This is a genomic window from Roseateles sp. So40a (genome assembly GCF_048081605.1).
GTDB lineage: Bacteria > Pseudomonadota > Gammaproteobacteria > Burkholderiales > Burkholderiaceae_C > Roseateles.
Genome location: NZ_CP182288.1, coordinates 5,328,391 through 5,342,936 on the forward strand (window position 1 = coordinate 5,328,391; position 14,546 = coordinate 5,342,936).

The window sequence follows — 14,546 nt, forward strand, 5'->3', positions numbered from 1 at the left end:
CATGGACCAGGGAAGCTCAGGCTTGGGCGCGGTAACGGTCGGCGGCGTGCGCCTGTCGAATGTCAGAAAGCAGGCCCTGGCGCGCGCCGTCCAGTGCGTCCCAGCGCTCGGCCACATGGAGCGGCGGAATCGTGACGAGTTCCCTGCGGTCGTAGCCGACTAGTGCGGCATCGACCAGTTCGTTGACGTCCATCACTTCGGAGAGGGTGTTGACGTCAATGCCGGCGCGCTCCCAGATCTCGGTGCGGGTGGCCGCCGGTAGCACAGCCTGGACATAGATGCCCTTGGGCGAGAGCTCAAGGTTCAGTCCCTGCGACAAGAACAGGACAAAAGCCTTGGTCGCGCCATACACCGTCATGCCGAACTCGGGTGCCAAGCCCACGACCGAGCCGATGTTCACGATGGCACCTGCGCCGGCCTGAACCAGGCGCGGAGCGATCGCTGCAGCCAGCCGAGTCAAGGCCGTGACGTTGAGCGTGATAAGCCGCTCGATGTCTTGCGCGCCTTGCTGGACGAATCCGCCGGACTGCGCCATGCCCGCGTTGTTGATCAGCACGCCGATCCGCGGGTCATCGCGCAAGCGGGCTTCTACGGCTGCCAGGTCACTTTGCTGCGTGAGATCTGCCCGCAGCACCTCAATCTTCACGTTGTGGGTCTTGAGCAGGCGGGCGGCCAGTGCGTCGAGCCGGCGTTCGTCGCGAGCGACGAGAACCAAGTCATGTCCGCGCTGTGCGAAGCGCTCGGCGTAGGTTGCACCAATGCCGCTGGATGCGCCGGTGATGAGGGCGGATGGGAGGGTGGTCATGTTTGTGGGTCCTGAGTGGCGCCTGCCGTTTGTCCGATGAGTTCGAACGACAGGCGGAATGCGGTTCCGGTCCATCAATGATGACGGTCATAATCCAACATGTCAACACTTTAATGATGTTCGTCATCAATATAGAATGCTGCCCAACACGTGAGAGACCAAGGCAGGCCATCGATGAGGATCACCAAGGCGCAGGCGCAGGCGAATCGGGCGCATGTGGTGGAGACAGCTTCCGAGCTGTTTCGTGAGCGCGGCTATGACGGGGTAGGTGTGGCCGACTTGATGGCCGCCGCCGGCTTCACGCACGGCGGCTTCTACAAGCAGTTCGGCTCCAAAACCGACCTGATTGCCGAATCGGCGGCTTGTGGCATCGCCCAGACAGTGGCGCTGACCGCGGATGGCATATCACCGGCCGAGTTCGTGAGGCAGTACCTGTCTCGCGAGCATCGCGACCATCGTGGCACCGGCTGCACGATGGCCGCTTTGGGTGGAGATGCGGCCCGTCAGCCCGACTCGGTCCGAGCCGCCTTTGCGGCGGGCATTGAGAACCTGGTGACGGCGTTGAGTCGCTGCGACGGCGTTGGCGCCGAGTCAGCAGACGCGAGCGAGACGCGAGCCAGGGTGCTGGCCGTGCTCTCTCACGCGGTGGGAGCGATCGTCATGTCTCGGGCTTGCCCGGACGATTCGTCGCTCGCAGAGGAGTTTCTGACGGCTGCACGAAAAGCGATTTTGGCGTCGCTGGCCTTGCCGCCGGAAGCTGAGCTGCACCTCCCCGAAACTAGTCGTGAGCTTGGAGAGACTTGACCGGGAGGCGCGGAGGATCCGGGTGTAGGTGCCGATCCGGACTTGTTGATCTCTAGAGCAGAGGCCCGGACCGCCGGAGCGAGGTAGCACCTTCCGGCCCGAGCGAGCCGGAGTCAGTTCTCCGTATCTGCGGACATGCGAATGTTTTAGTCAGCCCAGGGCTGAAGCAAAGCCTTGCGGGTCGTCCTGCGGCCTTCCAATAGGCGATGCGCCTCGGCCGGCCGTGAGAGGGAAAGCACGGTGCCGACCTGAATCTTCACCTTCCCCTCCGAGACGAGGCCTACCAACTCGCTTACCGTTGCCATGAGCAACTCGGCATCGGCCAATAGACGCAGATATAGCAGCCGCTCACCGAGTGATTCATTGATGTGAGCCGCCAAGGATCAACGAGCGCGGTCTCGCCGCTGGACTGGCCCCCGACAGGGTCAGTTCAGAGATGAACGGTTTTCGACAGGGCTCTCGCGCCGTCCGGGTTCGGATCAGGCAGCCGGGCGAGCTGGGCCTGGGCCAGCCGGTGGTAGATCGGGATGCTGATCCAGCGGGACACCACGCTGGCCAGCAGCGCCGCGGCCATGAGGCTGAGCACCATCGAGTGGCCGTCGACCATCTCCATGACGATGATGAAGGCGGTGACGGGGGCTTGCGTCACGGCAGCCAGGAACGCGGTCATGCCGATGGCGATCATGACGGCGGCGCCTTCGGTCGTATGGGTCAACTGCGCGATGTCGCTGCCGATGCCCGCGCCAATGGCCAGCGACGGGGCAAAGATGCCGCCAGGAACGCCGGACCAGACGGCCAGCCAGGTCGCGATGATGCGCAGGGTGACGTAGAGCACGGGCAGGTCGAGGTGGCCCTCGACCAGGCGCCGGGTGTACTCGTAGCCGCTGCCGTCGGTGGCGCCCTGACTGACCAATCCGATCACGGCGATGGCCACGCCGCAGGAGAAGGCAAACCGGACCGGGTACCTGGCGCGCAGTCGGCTGAATCGATCGTTCCCACCGAGCAGGCTGCGTTGCAGCAAGCGCGAGAACACGCCGCCCAGCAGCCCGCACCCGAGCGCGGTCAGCAGTCCCGGGAGCAGATGGCTCCAGGTCAGCTGGTCGACGCGCAGGCGGCCGAAGTAGCTCGCGTTGCCGAAGACCGAAACCGCCATCAGGCCCGAAAGCACGATGGCGGCGATGATCAGGCCGCTGCTGCGCTGTTCGATCTTCCGGGTCAGCTCCTCGATGGCGAACATGACGCCGGCCAGCGGCGCGTTGAAGGCGGCGGCGATCCCGGCCGCGCCCCCGGCGACCAGGAGACCGTCGTGGTTCAGCGGTGAGCGTTTCGGGAGCCAGCGCTGCGCGTGCTGCATCACCCCGGCGGCGATCTGCACGGACGGGCCCTCGCGGCCGATGGCCAGTCCGCCCAGCAGTCCGCCCGAGACCAGGAGCAGCTTGGACACGCTGAGCTTGAGCGACACGAACAAGCCCTGATGCGCGGGTCCGACGCGGGGCGACAGCGCGGCCATCACCTGGGGGATCCCCGATCCGGCGGCGCCTGGCGCGAACCGCCGGGTGATCCAGACGAGGGCGGCCGTGCAGCAAGGCGTCCAGATCAGTGGTGCCCAGGGTGACCAGGCCCTGAGCGCCGCGAATCCGTTGATCGCCACATCGCTGACCCAGGTGAAGAGCACGACGGCCAGGCCCGCGGCGACCGCGAAGGACAGCACCACCGTGCGCGCCAGCCACTGCCGCCAATCGGTCAGGTCCTCCCGCACGGCGGCGAGGAAGTCGGGCTCCGCGTGCGGATGGGCGGCCGAGGGTGGTGGCTCGGCGGGTCGGTCGGGATCGGGGGAGCGGGACGGACGCGGCGGCTCTTCGGTCATGGCGCGAGTATCCCGCGCGTGTCCCGGACCCTCGCGATCAGTTCAGCGGCACCCACCCCGACGGAGACCAGCGCAGCAGCACGTCCGACAGCGGCGTGGCGGACTTGCCCATGATCTCGCGCACCTGCGCGCGCAGCGCGTCGAGCGTGGCCGCGTCGTCGTCGCCGACGTACAGCACCGTGTCGTTCGCGGGCACCGCCACGATCAGCTTGCCGCCTTGCGCATCCGCCAGGGGCTTCCAGTCGTCGATGAAGATCAGGCGGCTGGGCTGGGGCACCGCGCCGTCCATCTTGCCGACCTCGCCCGCGGGCACCGGCTTGGCGGTCTGCAGCACCTGCGGCAGCGCGTCATAGGTGTTCTTGCGCGCGGTCTCGCGCGTCTGATCCACCGACAGCCCCAGCGTCTTGTAGTCCTGCTCGGCGATCAGGCGCGACGCGCGCATCGTGTCGAAGACCGGCACCGTCACCAGCGGGCCGACGAACGCGCGCGGGCGGAAGGTCGACGCATCGCCGCCCATGTCGCGCTGCGCCTGCTGCACCGACGCGGCCGTGCGCACCACCAGCCGCAGCGACTCGCGCTTGGCCGGGATCGTGCCCGCGCGGAACTGCTGCGCGGTGGTCTTCACGAACGCGTTCACGTCGTCGGCGCAATTGCTGCGATTGGACTCGCAGCCCGCGTAGAGCTTGTCGATGCGGGTGCGTTGGCTGGCGATGCCGATGACCAAAGGCTCGCGAACCACCACCGTCTCACCGCCCAGTTGCGGGCGAAGTTGCGTGGCGACGTACTCGGTGAAGCCGGCCGCGTCGCGCGGCACGCCGCCGGTCTGCGCGAACGCCGGGGCGACGCTCAGGGCGAGCGCCAATCCGGCCAGGAAGGTCTGTCGTTGTTGGAGTCGACGAAGACGCATGTCGGGCATGAGGACCTCCGTGAAGTCATGGGGAGGTCCCGTTTGGGCAAGAGGCGCTCCCGCCTCTTGCCCCCGCGTTATCAGCCCTGCACGCGGTACTGGTCCGCCTTGGCCACGCCTTCCATCGCCGGATCGCTGATCGACGGGGCGCCGGTCTCGATGTGGCCGGCGAAGCGGCGCAGGTAGTCCGCCTGCCCCGTCACGCGCACCGACACGTCGTACCAATGCGCCGCGATCGCCACGCCGACGCGGACCTCGCTGCTGCTGCGCGCCGGCACGTTGACCGTGCGAGCCGCGACGGACTGGTACTTGTTGTGCGACACGGTGAAGCTCGCCGCGACCGGGCCGGTGTTCACCAGCGTCAGCACCAGCTCGCCGGTCGACGGCGCGTGCCGGGCGACGACGTCCGGGTTGGGCTGACCCGCCGCGGCGGGTCGGCGCGCGTTGCCCGTCAGGTGACGATGGAAGCCGTTGGGGCCGAGGATCCACAGGTCATACGCGCCCGTGGACTGCGGCGCGAAGCTGCCACTGAGCTGCTTGCCGGCCTCGACCGTGTAGCGACGCGGGATCTCCGTCAGGCGCGTGCGGTCGTAGACATGGAAGACCGCGGCGGCCGCGCCCGTGTTCTGGAAGCTGACCGCCACCGTCGTCCCGTTCGGACCGGCGCCGGGCGTCACGGTGCTCGTCGCCTGCAGGTCGTAGGGTAGCGGGCGGGCGGGCCGCACGCCGGTGTCCTGCGAGGGCAGCTGCAGCGCGCCCGGGATCGGCGGCGTCGTCGTGCCGGGCAGCGCGCGCGCCTTGTTGGCCAGCGCGACGGTGTTGGGCAGCTTGGAGAAGAACTCGCTGTCCTCGGGATCGGCGAAGTTGAAGCACGAGCTCAGATCGCCCGCGACCGCGCGGCGCCACGGGCCGATGTTGGGCTCCATCACGCCGAAACGCGCCTCGATGAAACGCAGCACCGAGGTGTGGTCCGCCACCTGGGAGTTGACCCAGCCGCCCTTGCTCCACGGCGACACGACATACATCGGCACGCGCGGACCCATGCCGTACGGACGGTGCAGGTAGGTCGGCGAGGCGCCGTTGAGGATCTCGCAGTGCTCGCCCGTCGTGGCGACGGTGGAGCCGCCCGCGAGCGTGGCCTGCGCCGGGTCGGCGTTCCAGCTCAGATAGGACGGCGCGGCCGGCGGCGGCATGTGGTCGAAGAAGCCGTCGTTCTCGTCGAAGTTGATGAACAGGACGGTCTTGGCCCACACCTCGGGATTGGCGGTCAGCGCGTCCAGCACCTTGGCCGTGTAGTCCGCGCCCTGCGCGGGGCTCGACGGACCGGGATGCTCGGAGCCCTCGGCGGTCGCGACGATCCACGACACCTGCGGCAGGCGGTTGTTGACGACATCGTTGCGCAGCAGGTCGAGGTCACGCGTGGAGATGCCGCGATCCTTGAGCACCTGCGAGTAGCCCGGGCGGTTGTACCAGCCGTCGCGGAACACCTTGAAGCCGGCAAGCGAGTTGTCGGTGAAGTTGTCCGCCATGTTCTGGTAGACCTGCCAGCTGATGCCCGCTGATTGCAGGCGCTCGGGGTAGGTGGTCCAGGTGTAGTCGTCCAGCGGGTTGGCGTTGAACCAGTCGTGGCTGTTGTCGGTGGACGGTCCGTTGCCCAGGCGCAGCGGGTCGTTGGTGCCGGTCCACAGGAACAGACGGTTGGTGTTGGTGCCGGTCTGCGTGGCGCAGTGATAGGCGTCGCAGAGCGTGAACGCGTTGGCCAGCGCGAACTGGAACGGCAGGTCCTGGGCCTTGAAGTGGCCCATGGAATGGTTCTGCTTGGCCTTGGGCCAGTTGTTCATGCGGCCGTGGTCCCAGGCGGCCTGCGCGTCGGTCCACGAGTGCGGCGTGCCGCTGACGCGCATGAAGGCGAAGTTCTGCGCGGTGTTCAGGTGGAAGGGCGCGATGGCACCGGGCGCGGCGTTGTTGACGGTGGGCTGGACCCAGACCGAGCGGCCCTTGACGTTGGCCGAGTCGGCCACCGGTGCGGGGAAGGGATCGCCGAAGCCGCGCACGCCGTTGAGCGTGCCGAAGTAGTGGTCGAAGGAGCGGTTCTCCTGCGTGAGGATCACGATGTGCTCGACGTCGCGGATGGTGCCGGTGCGCACGTTGGCGCGGATGGACAGCGCGCGGGCGATGGCCGGCGGGAAGCTGGTCATCGCGGCGGTGGCGCCGGCCGCGCCGGCAACGGCGCGCAGGAACTGGCGGCGCGGGGTGTGGTCTTGCGTCATGGCGGGCTCCTCAGACGGCGGTGGACGACGGCGTGGCGGACGAGGCCTTGCGGCGGCGGATCACCAGCGCGGCGACGGCCAGGCCGCCCAACGCGAGCGCGCCGGAGGCGGGTTCGGGCACGGCGGAGCTGAAGGTCAGGTCGTCCATCACGAAGAAGGCGGGATCGTTGCTGCGGAAGACCAGGCGGTCGACCAGGCCCGCGTAGCCGCTGGACAGGAAGGTCGGGCTGTCGCTCAGGCCGAGCGTGGTGGTCGAGGCGACGAGCGAGCCGCCGAAGTAGAGGTCGATGGCGACGTTGACGCCGTCGAAGCCCGCGAACCACGCGCCCTGGAAGGTGCTGGGCGTCAGGAAGCCGATGGCGCTGGTGGCGCTGCTGCCGTCGAAGCCGAGCGTGGCACGGCGGTCGCCGGAGTGGGCGGTGTAGGGCGACTGCTCGCCGGAGAACTGGAACCAGGAGCTGGCGGACCAGTCGAGGCCGGCGTAGTGGGCCGGGACCAGGCCGTCGTCGGTCAGGTCGTCGAAGGTGACGACGGTGGCCGAGGCGAAGGGGGCGGCCACGGCCAGCAGCAGTGGCAGGCAGGCGCGTTGGAAGACGCGTTGGACGACGCGGTGGAAGTTGCGGGCGAAGGGCTTGCGCATGAGGGGAGCTCCAGGAATCTGCGGAAGGAAGTGCCGCGCCGACGCTGATGGGGTCAGGTTTTGTCGAAGCGAGGACGCAGGGAAACGCGGCGCATGTTCGGAGCCCGGGGTGACAGTCCGGTGAACGGTCGATGTCGAAGCCGGGCGCGTGAATTGCTCGCGCGGGTGCCGTCCCTGGAAGCGGGGGCGTGTCGCGAAACCGACGCGGGCGCGTCATGGTTTCGTGGGTGTGGCAAGGATGCGTGGGGGGACTGACTTCCCCCGATCAGGGGCCCTCTGGATTCCGCAGTTTGGAGGAAAGACAGGCGACCGTCTGAGATTGAGACTGAAGGCTTTCCGGGTTGTCATGCCCGACACGTTGGAGCTGAACATGCAAATGCACGAACAACAAGCCAGTCTCGAGGACCTGTCGATGGCGATGCGATTTCTCAAGTCGATCTTCGGCGCGATGGCCGACGCCAATCTCGAGGCGGAATGCGAGGACGGGCCCTGGGAAAGTGTCCCGGGAATGTTGCAGCAGGTGCTGCGTTTTCACGAAGCGTCGGTCGACTATCCCGCATTGATCCTGCGGCGCGCAGCGCGATTCGCGCGTCGTCACTCGCTGCGGCTCGCGGGCCCCCCTTGGTTGGACATCACCTGTGTCGAGGACGTGGCGGCTGGTGCCGTCTATGTAGTTCCCCTCGACATGACACCAGAACAGTCGCTGGTATGGGACGAGCGATTCCTGTCGCGTCTCTCTGACCAGGACCTGCTCAAAGGTTTCTTCATGGTGAACTTCTGCGGTCGTTCGATGGGGTGATCGATCCGGATCGCTTCAAAGGAGATGGACATGGGCATCAGCAGCCAGGAGTTCCTCGACATCGCGCGTTCGATGGACCGTGACATCGAGGTTTGGCGCCGAACAGCGATCAGTCGCGCCTACTATGCGGCCTTCCATCGGTGCCAGACCTGGGAGCAGGGACTACACATGAAAGGCGACGATCAAGGGCGACATGGGGTCCACGATAGGCTGATCAGTCGGCTCTTGAACCCGCATCCATCTTGCGCGCTGGAGCTGGCGGAATGCTCGCGCCGGATCGGACAGCATCTGTTGCAACAGCGATCACTTCGCGTCAAGGCGGACTACAGGCTCGAGCTACGTCTCACCGAACGGATGCTTTGCCTCCAGTTGAGGCTGGCCACCAGCGTATGGACTGACTGCAGTGCGCATCCCTCTAGGCGTCGGCGCGCTCATCCCCGCCCCATCGCGAACGCCTGATACCAAGCCACCGCGTCCGCATTCGCCATCGCGTCGCGCTTCATGACCTGCTCCGCGGCGGCGCCGAGCAGCAGCTTCTTGATCGGCAGCTCCATCTTCTTGCCCGACAGCGTGCGCGGGATCGCCTCGACCTGATGGATCTCGTCCGGCACGTGACGCGCCGACAGGGCCTTCTTGATCGACTCCCGCAGCCGCTGCTGCAGCGCCGCGTCCAGCGTCACCCCGTCGCGCAACTGCACGAACAGCAGCAGGCAGCTCGGCCGGCCCAGGTACTCCAGGTCCACCACCAGGCTGTCCAGGACTTCCTCATGCGTCTCCACCGCGCGATACAGCTCCGCCGTGCCCATGCGGATGCCATGCCGGTTGATCGTCGCGTCCGAACGGCCGTAGATGATCCCCCCACCCGTCGGGGTGATCCGCAACCAGTCGCCATGGCGCCAGATCCCCTCTCCGTGGGGGCCGCGATACATGTCGAAGTAGCTCGACAGATAACGCTCATGGTCGCGATCGCCCCAGAAGTACAGCGGCATCGACGGCATGGGCCGCGTGCAGACCAGCTCCCCGACCTCGTCGATCAGCGGATGGCCCTGCCCCTGCGCATCCGCTTCGGAGAACGCATGCACCGCCGCGCCCAGGCTGCGCACCTGCATCTGCCCGCGCACCAGCGGTTCGGTGATCAGACCGGTGAGGAAGGCCCCGGCGAAGTCGGTGCCGCCGCTGATGATGCAGATCCAGATCGGCTCGCCGCCGGGCCGCGGGCAGTTCGCCCAGATCCAGTCGTAGCTCTCGTCGGCCAGCGGGCTGCCGGTGCTGCCGATCGCGCGCAGCCGGCTCAGGTCGCCGTGCGACATCGGCGTGACGCCCGCCTTCAGGCAGCTCGCGTAGAACGCCGCGCCCGCGCCGAAGAAGGTCGCGCCGGACAGCGCCGCGAAGCGCCACAGCGTGCTCCAGTCCGGCGCGTCCTTGGGGCCGGCCGGGCTGCCGTCGAACAGGCAGATCGTCGTGCCGCCCATCAGCGCGCCGACCTGGCAGTTCCACATGATCCAGCCGGTCGAGCTGTACCAGTGGAAGCGGTCGCCCGTGTCCACCGTCGCGCCGACGTTGTTGTGGATCGAGCCCTTGAGCATCTCCAGCAACACCCCGCCGTGTCCGTGAACGATCGGCTTGGGCAGCCCGGTGGTACCGCTCGAGTACACGATCCACAGCGGATGGTCGAAGGGCACGGGCTCCGGCTCGCGCATGCGGGCGTGGGCGATCAGGTCGGTCCAGCGATGCGCGCGCCGCGCGCCCTTGCCGGCGTCCGCATGCCGCGCGAGCGAGGCTGGATCCGCGTGCGGATCGAGCTTGCCCAGCAGGACGACATCGCCCACGGTCGGCAGCTCGGCCAGCAGTTGCGCGAGCATGGCGCGGCGGTCGATGTCCTGGCCGGCGTAACGCACGCCGTCGGCAGCGATCAGCACCTTGGGTTCGATCTGGCGGAAGCGGTCCAGCACCGCCACCGGGCCCATGTCTGGCGAGCACACCGACCACACGGCGCCGAGGCTCGCCACGGCGAGGAAGGCGACGGCGGTCTCCGGCACGTTGGGCAGGTAGGCGACGACGCGATCGCCGCGCCGCACACCGAGCTCATGCAGCGACGCGGCCAGCGCGCCGACTTGTCGACGCAGCTCGGGCCAGCGCAGCTCGCCGAGCTCCCCGCGCGCGAGCATCGCCTCGTCGGCATGGACGATCGCGGGATGGCCGGCGGCCTCGGCCGCATCGGTGTGGCGCAGCGCCTGCGACGCGATGTTCAGCGTCGCGCCGCGGAACCAGACCGCGCCGGGCATGCGTTCCTCGTTGAGCGCGGCCTCGAAGGGCGTGGCCGAGCGCAGGTCGAAGTGGTCCCAGATGCTGCGCCAGAACGCGTCCAGCTCGGTCACCGACCAGCCCCACAACGAGGCGTAGTCCTCGAAGACCAGCCCGCGCTGCTCGTGCAGGAAGCGGCGGTAGTGATCGATCTGCGGCGTCGGGGTCATGCGGGGACTCCTTCTCGGGTCTCGCGACGGTAGCGGGAATCAGCGCTCCGCGTCGTCACGCACGTGACCGCTTGGCAGCTGCTGCCTGCCCACGTTCTCGGCCCACACCCCCGCCAAAAGCCCCTCGCCCGCGGAGCGGGAGAGGGGTTGGGGTGAGGGCTCGGGTGAGTGCACGGTGCCCTTCGCAGAGCCCTCACCCCCCGCCCTCTCCCGCGTTGCGGGCGAGGGGGCCAGAGAAGCTCAACGCTTGGGCAGCTTGTCCGTCTCGATATCGACGTAGGGCCAGAAGATCTGGTTGAAGAACGGGCGCCGGAAGCCGATCAGCCACGGCTGCGCGATGTCCGTGACGATGCGATGCACGCGGAACTTCTGCGGCATGTAGGCCGTGAGCAGCTTCTGCGCCTCGCGCAGCAGCGCGGCGCGCTCCGGGCCGTCGGGCAGCACCAGCATGCGGCGGTAGATCTCGTCGTAGCGGTCCAGCTTGAAGCGGCCCAGGTTCTGCCCGCCCGACGCCGGCCCGTACAGCAGCTCCAGCCCCAGCTGCGCATCGGGCGTTGAGCTGTTGAACCCCAGCTGCCAGATCATCAGCTGACCCGCGCGCGCGGACTTCAGGTTCTCCGGCCACTGCGCCATCCGGATCTTCATCTGGACGCCGAGCTTGTCCATGTCGCGCTTCCACAGCTCGTCATAGGGCTTGGAGCGCGAGTCCGGCGTCGATGCGACTTCCAGCACCAGCGGGCTGCCGTCGGGCTTGTCGCGCCAGCCGTCGCCGTCCTTGTCGACATAGCCATAGGTGTCGAGCAGGGCCTTGGCGCGTGCCAGGTCGAAATCGCTGTTCTCGCTCTTGTAGTCGTCCTGGTAACCCCAGGTCGCCGGCGCGACCACCGACTGCGCGGGCACCGCCTGATGGCGGCGCGTGGTGGCGATCTCGGTGGGCACGTCGGTCGCGAGTCCGATCGCGCGGCGCAACGCGACCTTCTCCGGCGTGTAGCCGCCGACGGTCGCGTCCTCCATGTTGAAGTAGTACATCGTGCGGTCACTGGCCAGCACGCTGTATTGCTGCATCCCCTGCCTGGCCAGGTTGGGCGCGAGCTTGCCGTGCGGGATCGCCACGTCGGCGTATTCCTCGGGCAGCAGGTAGAGCAGGTCGAACTCGCGGTTCAGGTAGGACAGCCAACGCGGCTGCCCCGCCTCGATGATGCTGATCTCCACCGTGTCGATCATCGGCAGCTTGCGGCCCTTGAAGCGCGCGAGCAGCCGTTGGCCCTCGGCATCGTCGGCCGCGGGCTGCGCATCGTAGAAGACGTCGCGATAGCTCGGGTTGCGCACCAGGCGGATCAGCGAGCCCCGCCGCCAGCGGTCGAGCATGAACGGCCCGGTGCCCACCGGGTGCTCCATCGCCTTGCCGGCGTAGGCCTCGATGACCTCGCGCGCGACCGCGCCGTAGGTGTCACCGCCGGCCAGGTTGTAGATGAATCGCGGGCGCGGTTCCGCCAGCTTGAACTGCAGCGTGTAGCGGTCCAGCGCGCGCAGGCCCTCGATGGGCTTGTCGTAGTTGAACGGTTTCTTGGTCTTGAGCGCCTCGGCGCGCAACTCCTCCAGGCCGAGGATGCCTTCCTGCTTGAACGACGAGTACAGCGGCGCCTTGGTCGCCGGGTCGTAGAAGCGCTTGAGGCTGTAGACGTAGTCCTCGGCGGTGAGCTCGCGCCGGCGGCCCTTGAAGGCGGGGTCGTCGGAGAAGTAGATGCCGGGCCGCAGCCGGATGGTCCAGGTGCGGAAGTCCTCCGAGACCTCGGGCATGTCCGCCGCGGTGTTGGGCTTGAGCTTGAACGGCCGCGCGAGGTAGTCGTAGTTGTAGAGCGACTCGAAGATGTGGGACGTGACGATGCGCGAGTACAGATCGCTGATCTGCGCCGGATCGAAGCCCGTCTCCGCCACCAGGAAGGTGTAGCGCAGCGTCTTTTCCTGCGCGGCCAACGATGCCGACGCTGGCGCCGAGCTGCCGTTCCCGGGCGCCGTCGGTTTCGCGCCCTGCGGCGGCGGCGCGGCATTCGCCGCGAGCGAGGCCGCGCCGAGGATCAGCGCGGCAAGGGAGGCAAGGCGGCTCGGACGCATCGATGGGACCTAGTGCTTGAACTTCGCGGCGGCTTCGGGATCGATGTCCACGTACTCCCACCAGTGCAGCCAGAACAGCGGACGGCGATAACCGATCAGCTGCGGCTGGGCGATGTCGGTGATGAAGCGGTGGGCGCGGTACTTGTACGGCATGTAGGCCACCGCGTAGCGCTTGGTCTCGTCGAAGATCTGCTGGCGGCGTGGGCCGTCGGGCAGGTGCGAGGCCTCGTCGTAGAGCTTGTCGACGGCGGGCAGCCGGAAGCGCGCGTAGTTCTGCGCGCCGATCTGGCCGCTGTACATGCGCGAGAGCGAGTCCTGCCCATCGGGCTTGGACGCGGACGTGCCCAGCGACCAGATCTGGTACTTGCCCGCGCGCAGCGACTTCAGGTTCTCGGGCCACTTGGCCGGCTTGAAGGCGATGCGCACGCCGATGGCGTTGAGGTTCTTCTGGACGATCTCGTCGATCTGGCGCTGGAACTGATCCGGCGTCGTGAGGCTCTCCAGCGTCAGCGGCGTGCCGTCGGGCTTGTCGCGCCAGCCGTCGCCGTCCTTGTCGACATAGCCGTACAGGTCCAGCAGCGCCTTGGCGCGCGCCGGATCGAAGCTGCTCATGTCGCTCTTGAACGCGGCGTCGTAGCCGGTGGTGCCGGGCATGTAGAGCGACTGCGCCTGCACCGCCTGGCCGCGGCGCACCAGGCGCAGCTCGCGGTCGACGTCGATGGCCAGCGAGATCGCGCGGCGCAGCGCGATGCGATCGGGCGTGTAGCCGCCCACCACCGGGTCCTCCATGTTGAACACGGTGAACAGCACGTCCGACGCGACGGTCCGGTACGCGTGCTTGCCCTGCTTCTCGAGGTTGGGCGCGATCCTGCCGTTGGGCATCGCCTGGGTGATGAAGTCTTCCGGCGTGCGCTCGATGAAGTCGTACTCGCCGTTCAGGAAGGACAGCCAGCGCGGCTGGTTCTCCTCGATGATGCTGACCTCCACGCGGTCGATCATCGGCATGCGCCGGCCCTGGAAACGCGCCTTCAGCGCCTGGCCCTCGGCGTCATCGGGCGCGGGATCCACTTCCTGGTCGTAGACGCGCACGCGGTACAGCGGGTTGCGCTCGAGCACGATCAGTGAGCTCCGCCGCCACTGCTTGAGCACGAAGGGCCCGGTGCCCACCGGATGCGCCATCGAGTCGCCGGGGTAGGCCTCGATGACCTCGCGCGCGACGGCGCCGTAGAGGTCGCCTTGCGCGAAGACCTCCATCATGCGCGGCCGCGTCTCCCTGGACTTGAACTGCAGCGTGTAGCGGTCCAGCGCGCGCAGGCCCTCGATGGGCTTGTCGTAGTCGAAGCGCTGGCCGGCCTTGCGGATCTGCTCGCGGTACTCGTTCAGGCCGATCAGCTCGAGCTCCTCGATCTCGCTCCAGGCCGGCGAGGCGACCGCCGGATCAGCGAAGCGCTTGATCGAGTAGACGTAATCCTCGGCGGTCAGCTCGCGCGGCTTGCCCTGGAACGCGGCATCGTCGGCGAAGCGGATGCCGGGGCGCAGCTTGACAGTCCACACCTTGTAGTCGTCGCTGGACTCGGGCAGCGACGCCGCGGTCAGCGGCTTCAACTTCGCGGGACGCGCGAGCTGGTCGTAGGTGTAGAGCCCCTCGAACATGTGCGGCGTGATCATGCGCGAGTAGAGATCGCTGATCTTGGCCGGATCGAACCCCGTCTCCGCGACGCGGAATGCGTAGCGAAGGACCTTCGGCTCGGCATTTGCGGCGACGGCCGTGTTCAGGCCGACGGCAGCCAGGGCGGAGGCGAGGACGGCCCCGCGCAGCATCGACAGGAGGAAACGGGCGCGGGGCTGGGTCACGATGTCAGGTC

General features: G+C 67.8%; 11 protein-coding genes. 2 read left to right on the forward strand and 9 right to left on the reverse strand.

Annotation, left to right across the window (positions count from 1 at the left end; all coding sequences use genetic code 11):
- Positions 1-16 precede the first annotated feature (16 nt).
- Positions 17-805, reverse strand: coding sequence for an SDR family NAD(P)-dependent oxidoreductase (locus ACNI65_RS24305; protein ID WP_416760005.1), 789 nt, complete (start codon positions 803-805; stop codon positions 17-19).
- A 174-nt stretch (positions 806-979) separates the two neighbouring features.
- Between ACNI65_RS24305 and ACNI65_RS24310 the strand changes: the two genes are divergently transcribed.
- Complete coding sequence (locus ACNI65_RS24310) at positions 980-1,609, forward strand: TetR/AcrR family transcriptional regulator (RefSeq protein ID WP_416760006.1); 630 nt, start codon at positions 980-982, stop codon at positions 1,607-1,609.
- A gap of 146 nt (positions 1,610-1,755) precedes the next feature.
- Here the strand turns inward: ACNI65_RS24310 and ACNI65_RS24315 are convergent, their stop codons facing one another.
- The 5 genes from ACNI65_RS24315 to ACNI65_RS24335 form a co-directional block, all read right to left on the reverse strand.
- Positions 1,756-1,914: a zinc-binding dehydrogenase gene (locus tag ACNI65_RS24315; RefSeq protein WP_416763698.1), complete on the reverse strand. Its 159-nt coding sequence runs from the start codon at positions 1,912-1,914 to the stop codon at positions 1,756-1,758.
- A gap of 125 nt (positions 1,915-2,039) precedes the next feature.
- Positions 2,040-3,476, reverse strand: coding sequence for a chloride channel protein (locus ACNI65_RS24320; RefSeq protein WP_416760007.1), 1,437 nt, complete (start codon positions 3,474-3,476; stop codon positions 2,040-2,042).
- 37 nt (positions 3,477-3,513) lie between these two features.
- Entirely contained in the window at positions 3,514-4,392 is an 879-nt protein-coding gene (locus tag ACNI65_RS24325) for a hypothetical protein (RefSeq protein ID WP_416760008.1), read from the reverse strand.
- A gap of 71 nt (positions 4,393-4,463) precedes the next feature.
- The gene (locus tag ACNI65_RS24330) at positions 4,464-6,653 is read right to left on the reverse strand and encodes a phosphocholine-specific phospholipase C (RefSeq protein WP_416760010.1); all 2,190 of its coding nucleotides are present in this window, start codon (positions 6,651-6,653) and stop codon (positions 4,464-4,466) included.
- Between the two features lie 10 nt (positions 6,654-6,663).
- Positions 6,664-7,293: a PEP-CTERM sorting domain-containing protein gene (locus tag ACNI65_RS24335; RefSeq protein WP_416760011.1), complete on the reverse strand. Its 630-nt coding sequence runs from the start codon at positions 7,291-7,293 to the stop codon at positions 6,664-6,666.
- 370 nt (positions 7,294-7,663) lie between these two features.
- On the opposite strand from ACNI65_RS24335, the gene ACNI65_RS24340 reads away from it, so the two are divergent.
- Positions 7,664-8,092: a hypothetical protein gene (locus tag ACNI65_RS24340; RefSeq protein WP_416760012.1), complete on the forward strand. Its 429-nt coding sequence runs from the start codon at positions 7,664-7,666 to the stop codon at positions 8,090-8,092.
- A gap of 431 nt (positions 8,093-8,523) precedes the next feature.
- Here the strand turns inward: ACNI65_RS24340 and ACNI65_RS24345 are convergent, their stop codons facing one another.
- The 3 genes from ACNI65_RS24345 to ACNI65_RS24355 all read right to left on the reverse strand — a co-directional run bounded on the left by ACNI65_RS24345 (position 8,524) and on the right by ACNI65_RS24355 (position 14,535).
- Positions 8,524-10,566 (reverse strand): acetoacetate--CoA ligase, encoded by a 2,043-nt coding sequence (locus ACNI65_RS24345; RefSeq protein ID WP_416760013.1) that lies wholly within the window; start codon positions 10,564-10,566, stop codon positions 8,524-8,526.
- Positions 10,567-10,806: 240 nt separating this feature from the next.
- Positions 10,807-12,681: an ABC transporter substrate-binding protein gene (locus ACNI65_RS24350; RefSeq protein ID WP_416760015.1), complete on the reverse strand. Its 1,875-nt coding sequence runs from the start codon at positions 12,679-12,681 to the stop codon at positions 10,807-10,809.
- Between the two features lie 9 nt (positions 12,682-12,690).
- The gene (locus tag ACNI65_RS24355) at positions 12,691-14,535 is read right to left on the reverse strand and encodes an ABC transporter substrate-binding protein (RefSeq protein WP_416760016.1); all 1,845 of its coding nucleotides are present in this window, start codon (positions 14,533-14,535) and stop codon (positions 12,691-12,693) included.
- Between the last annotated feature and the right edge of the window lie 11 nt (positions 14,536-14,546).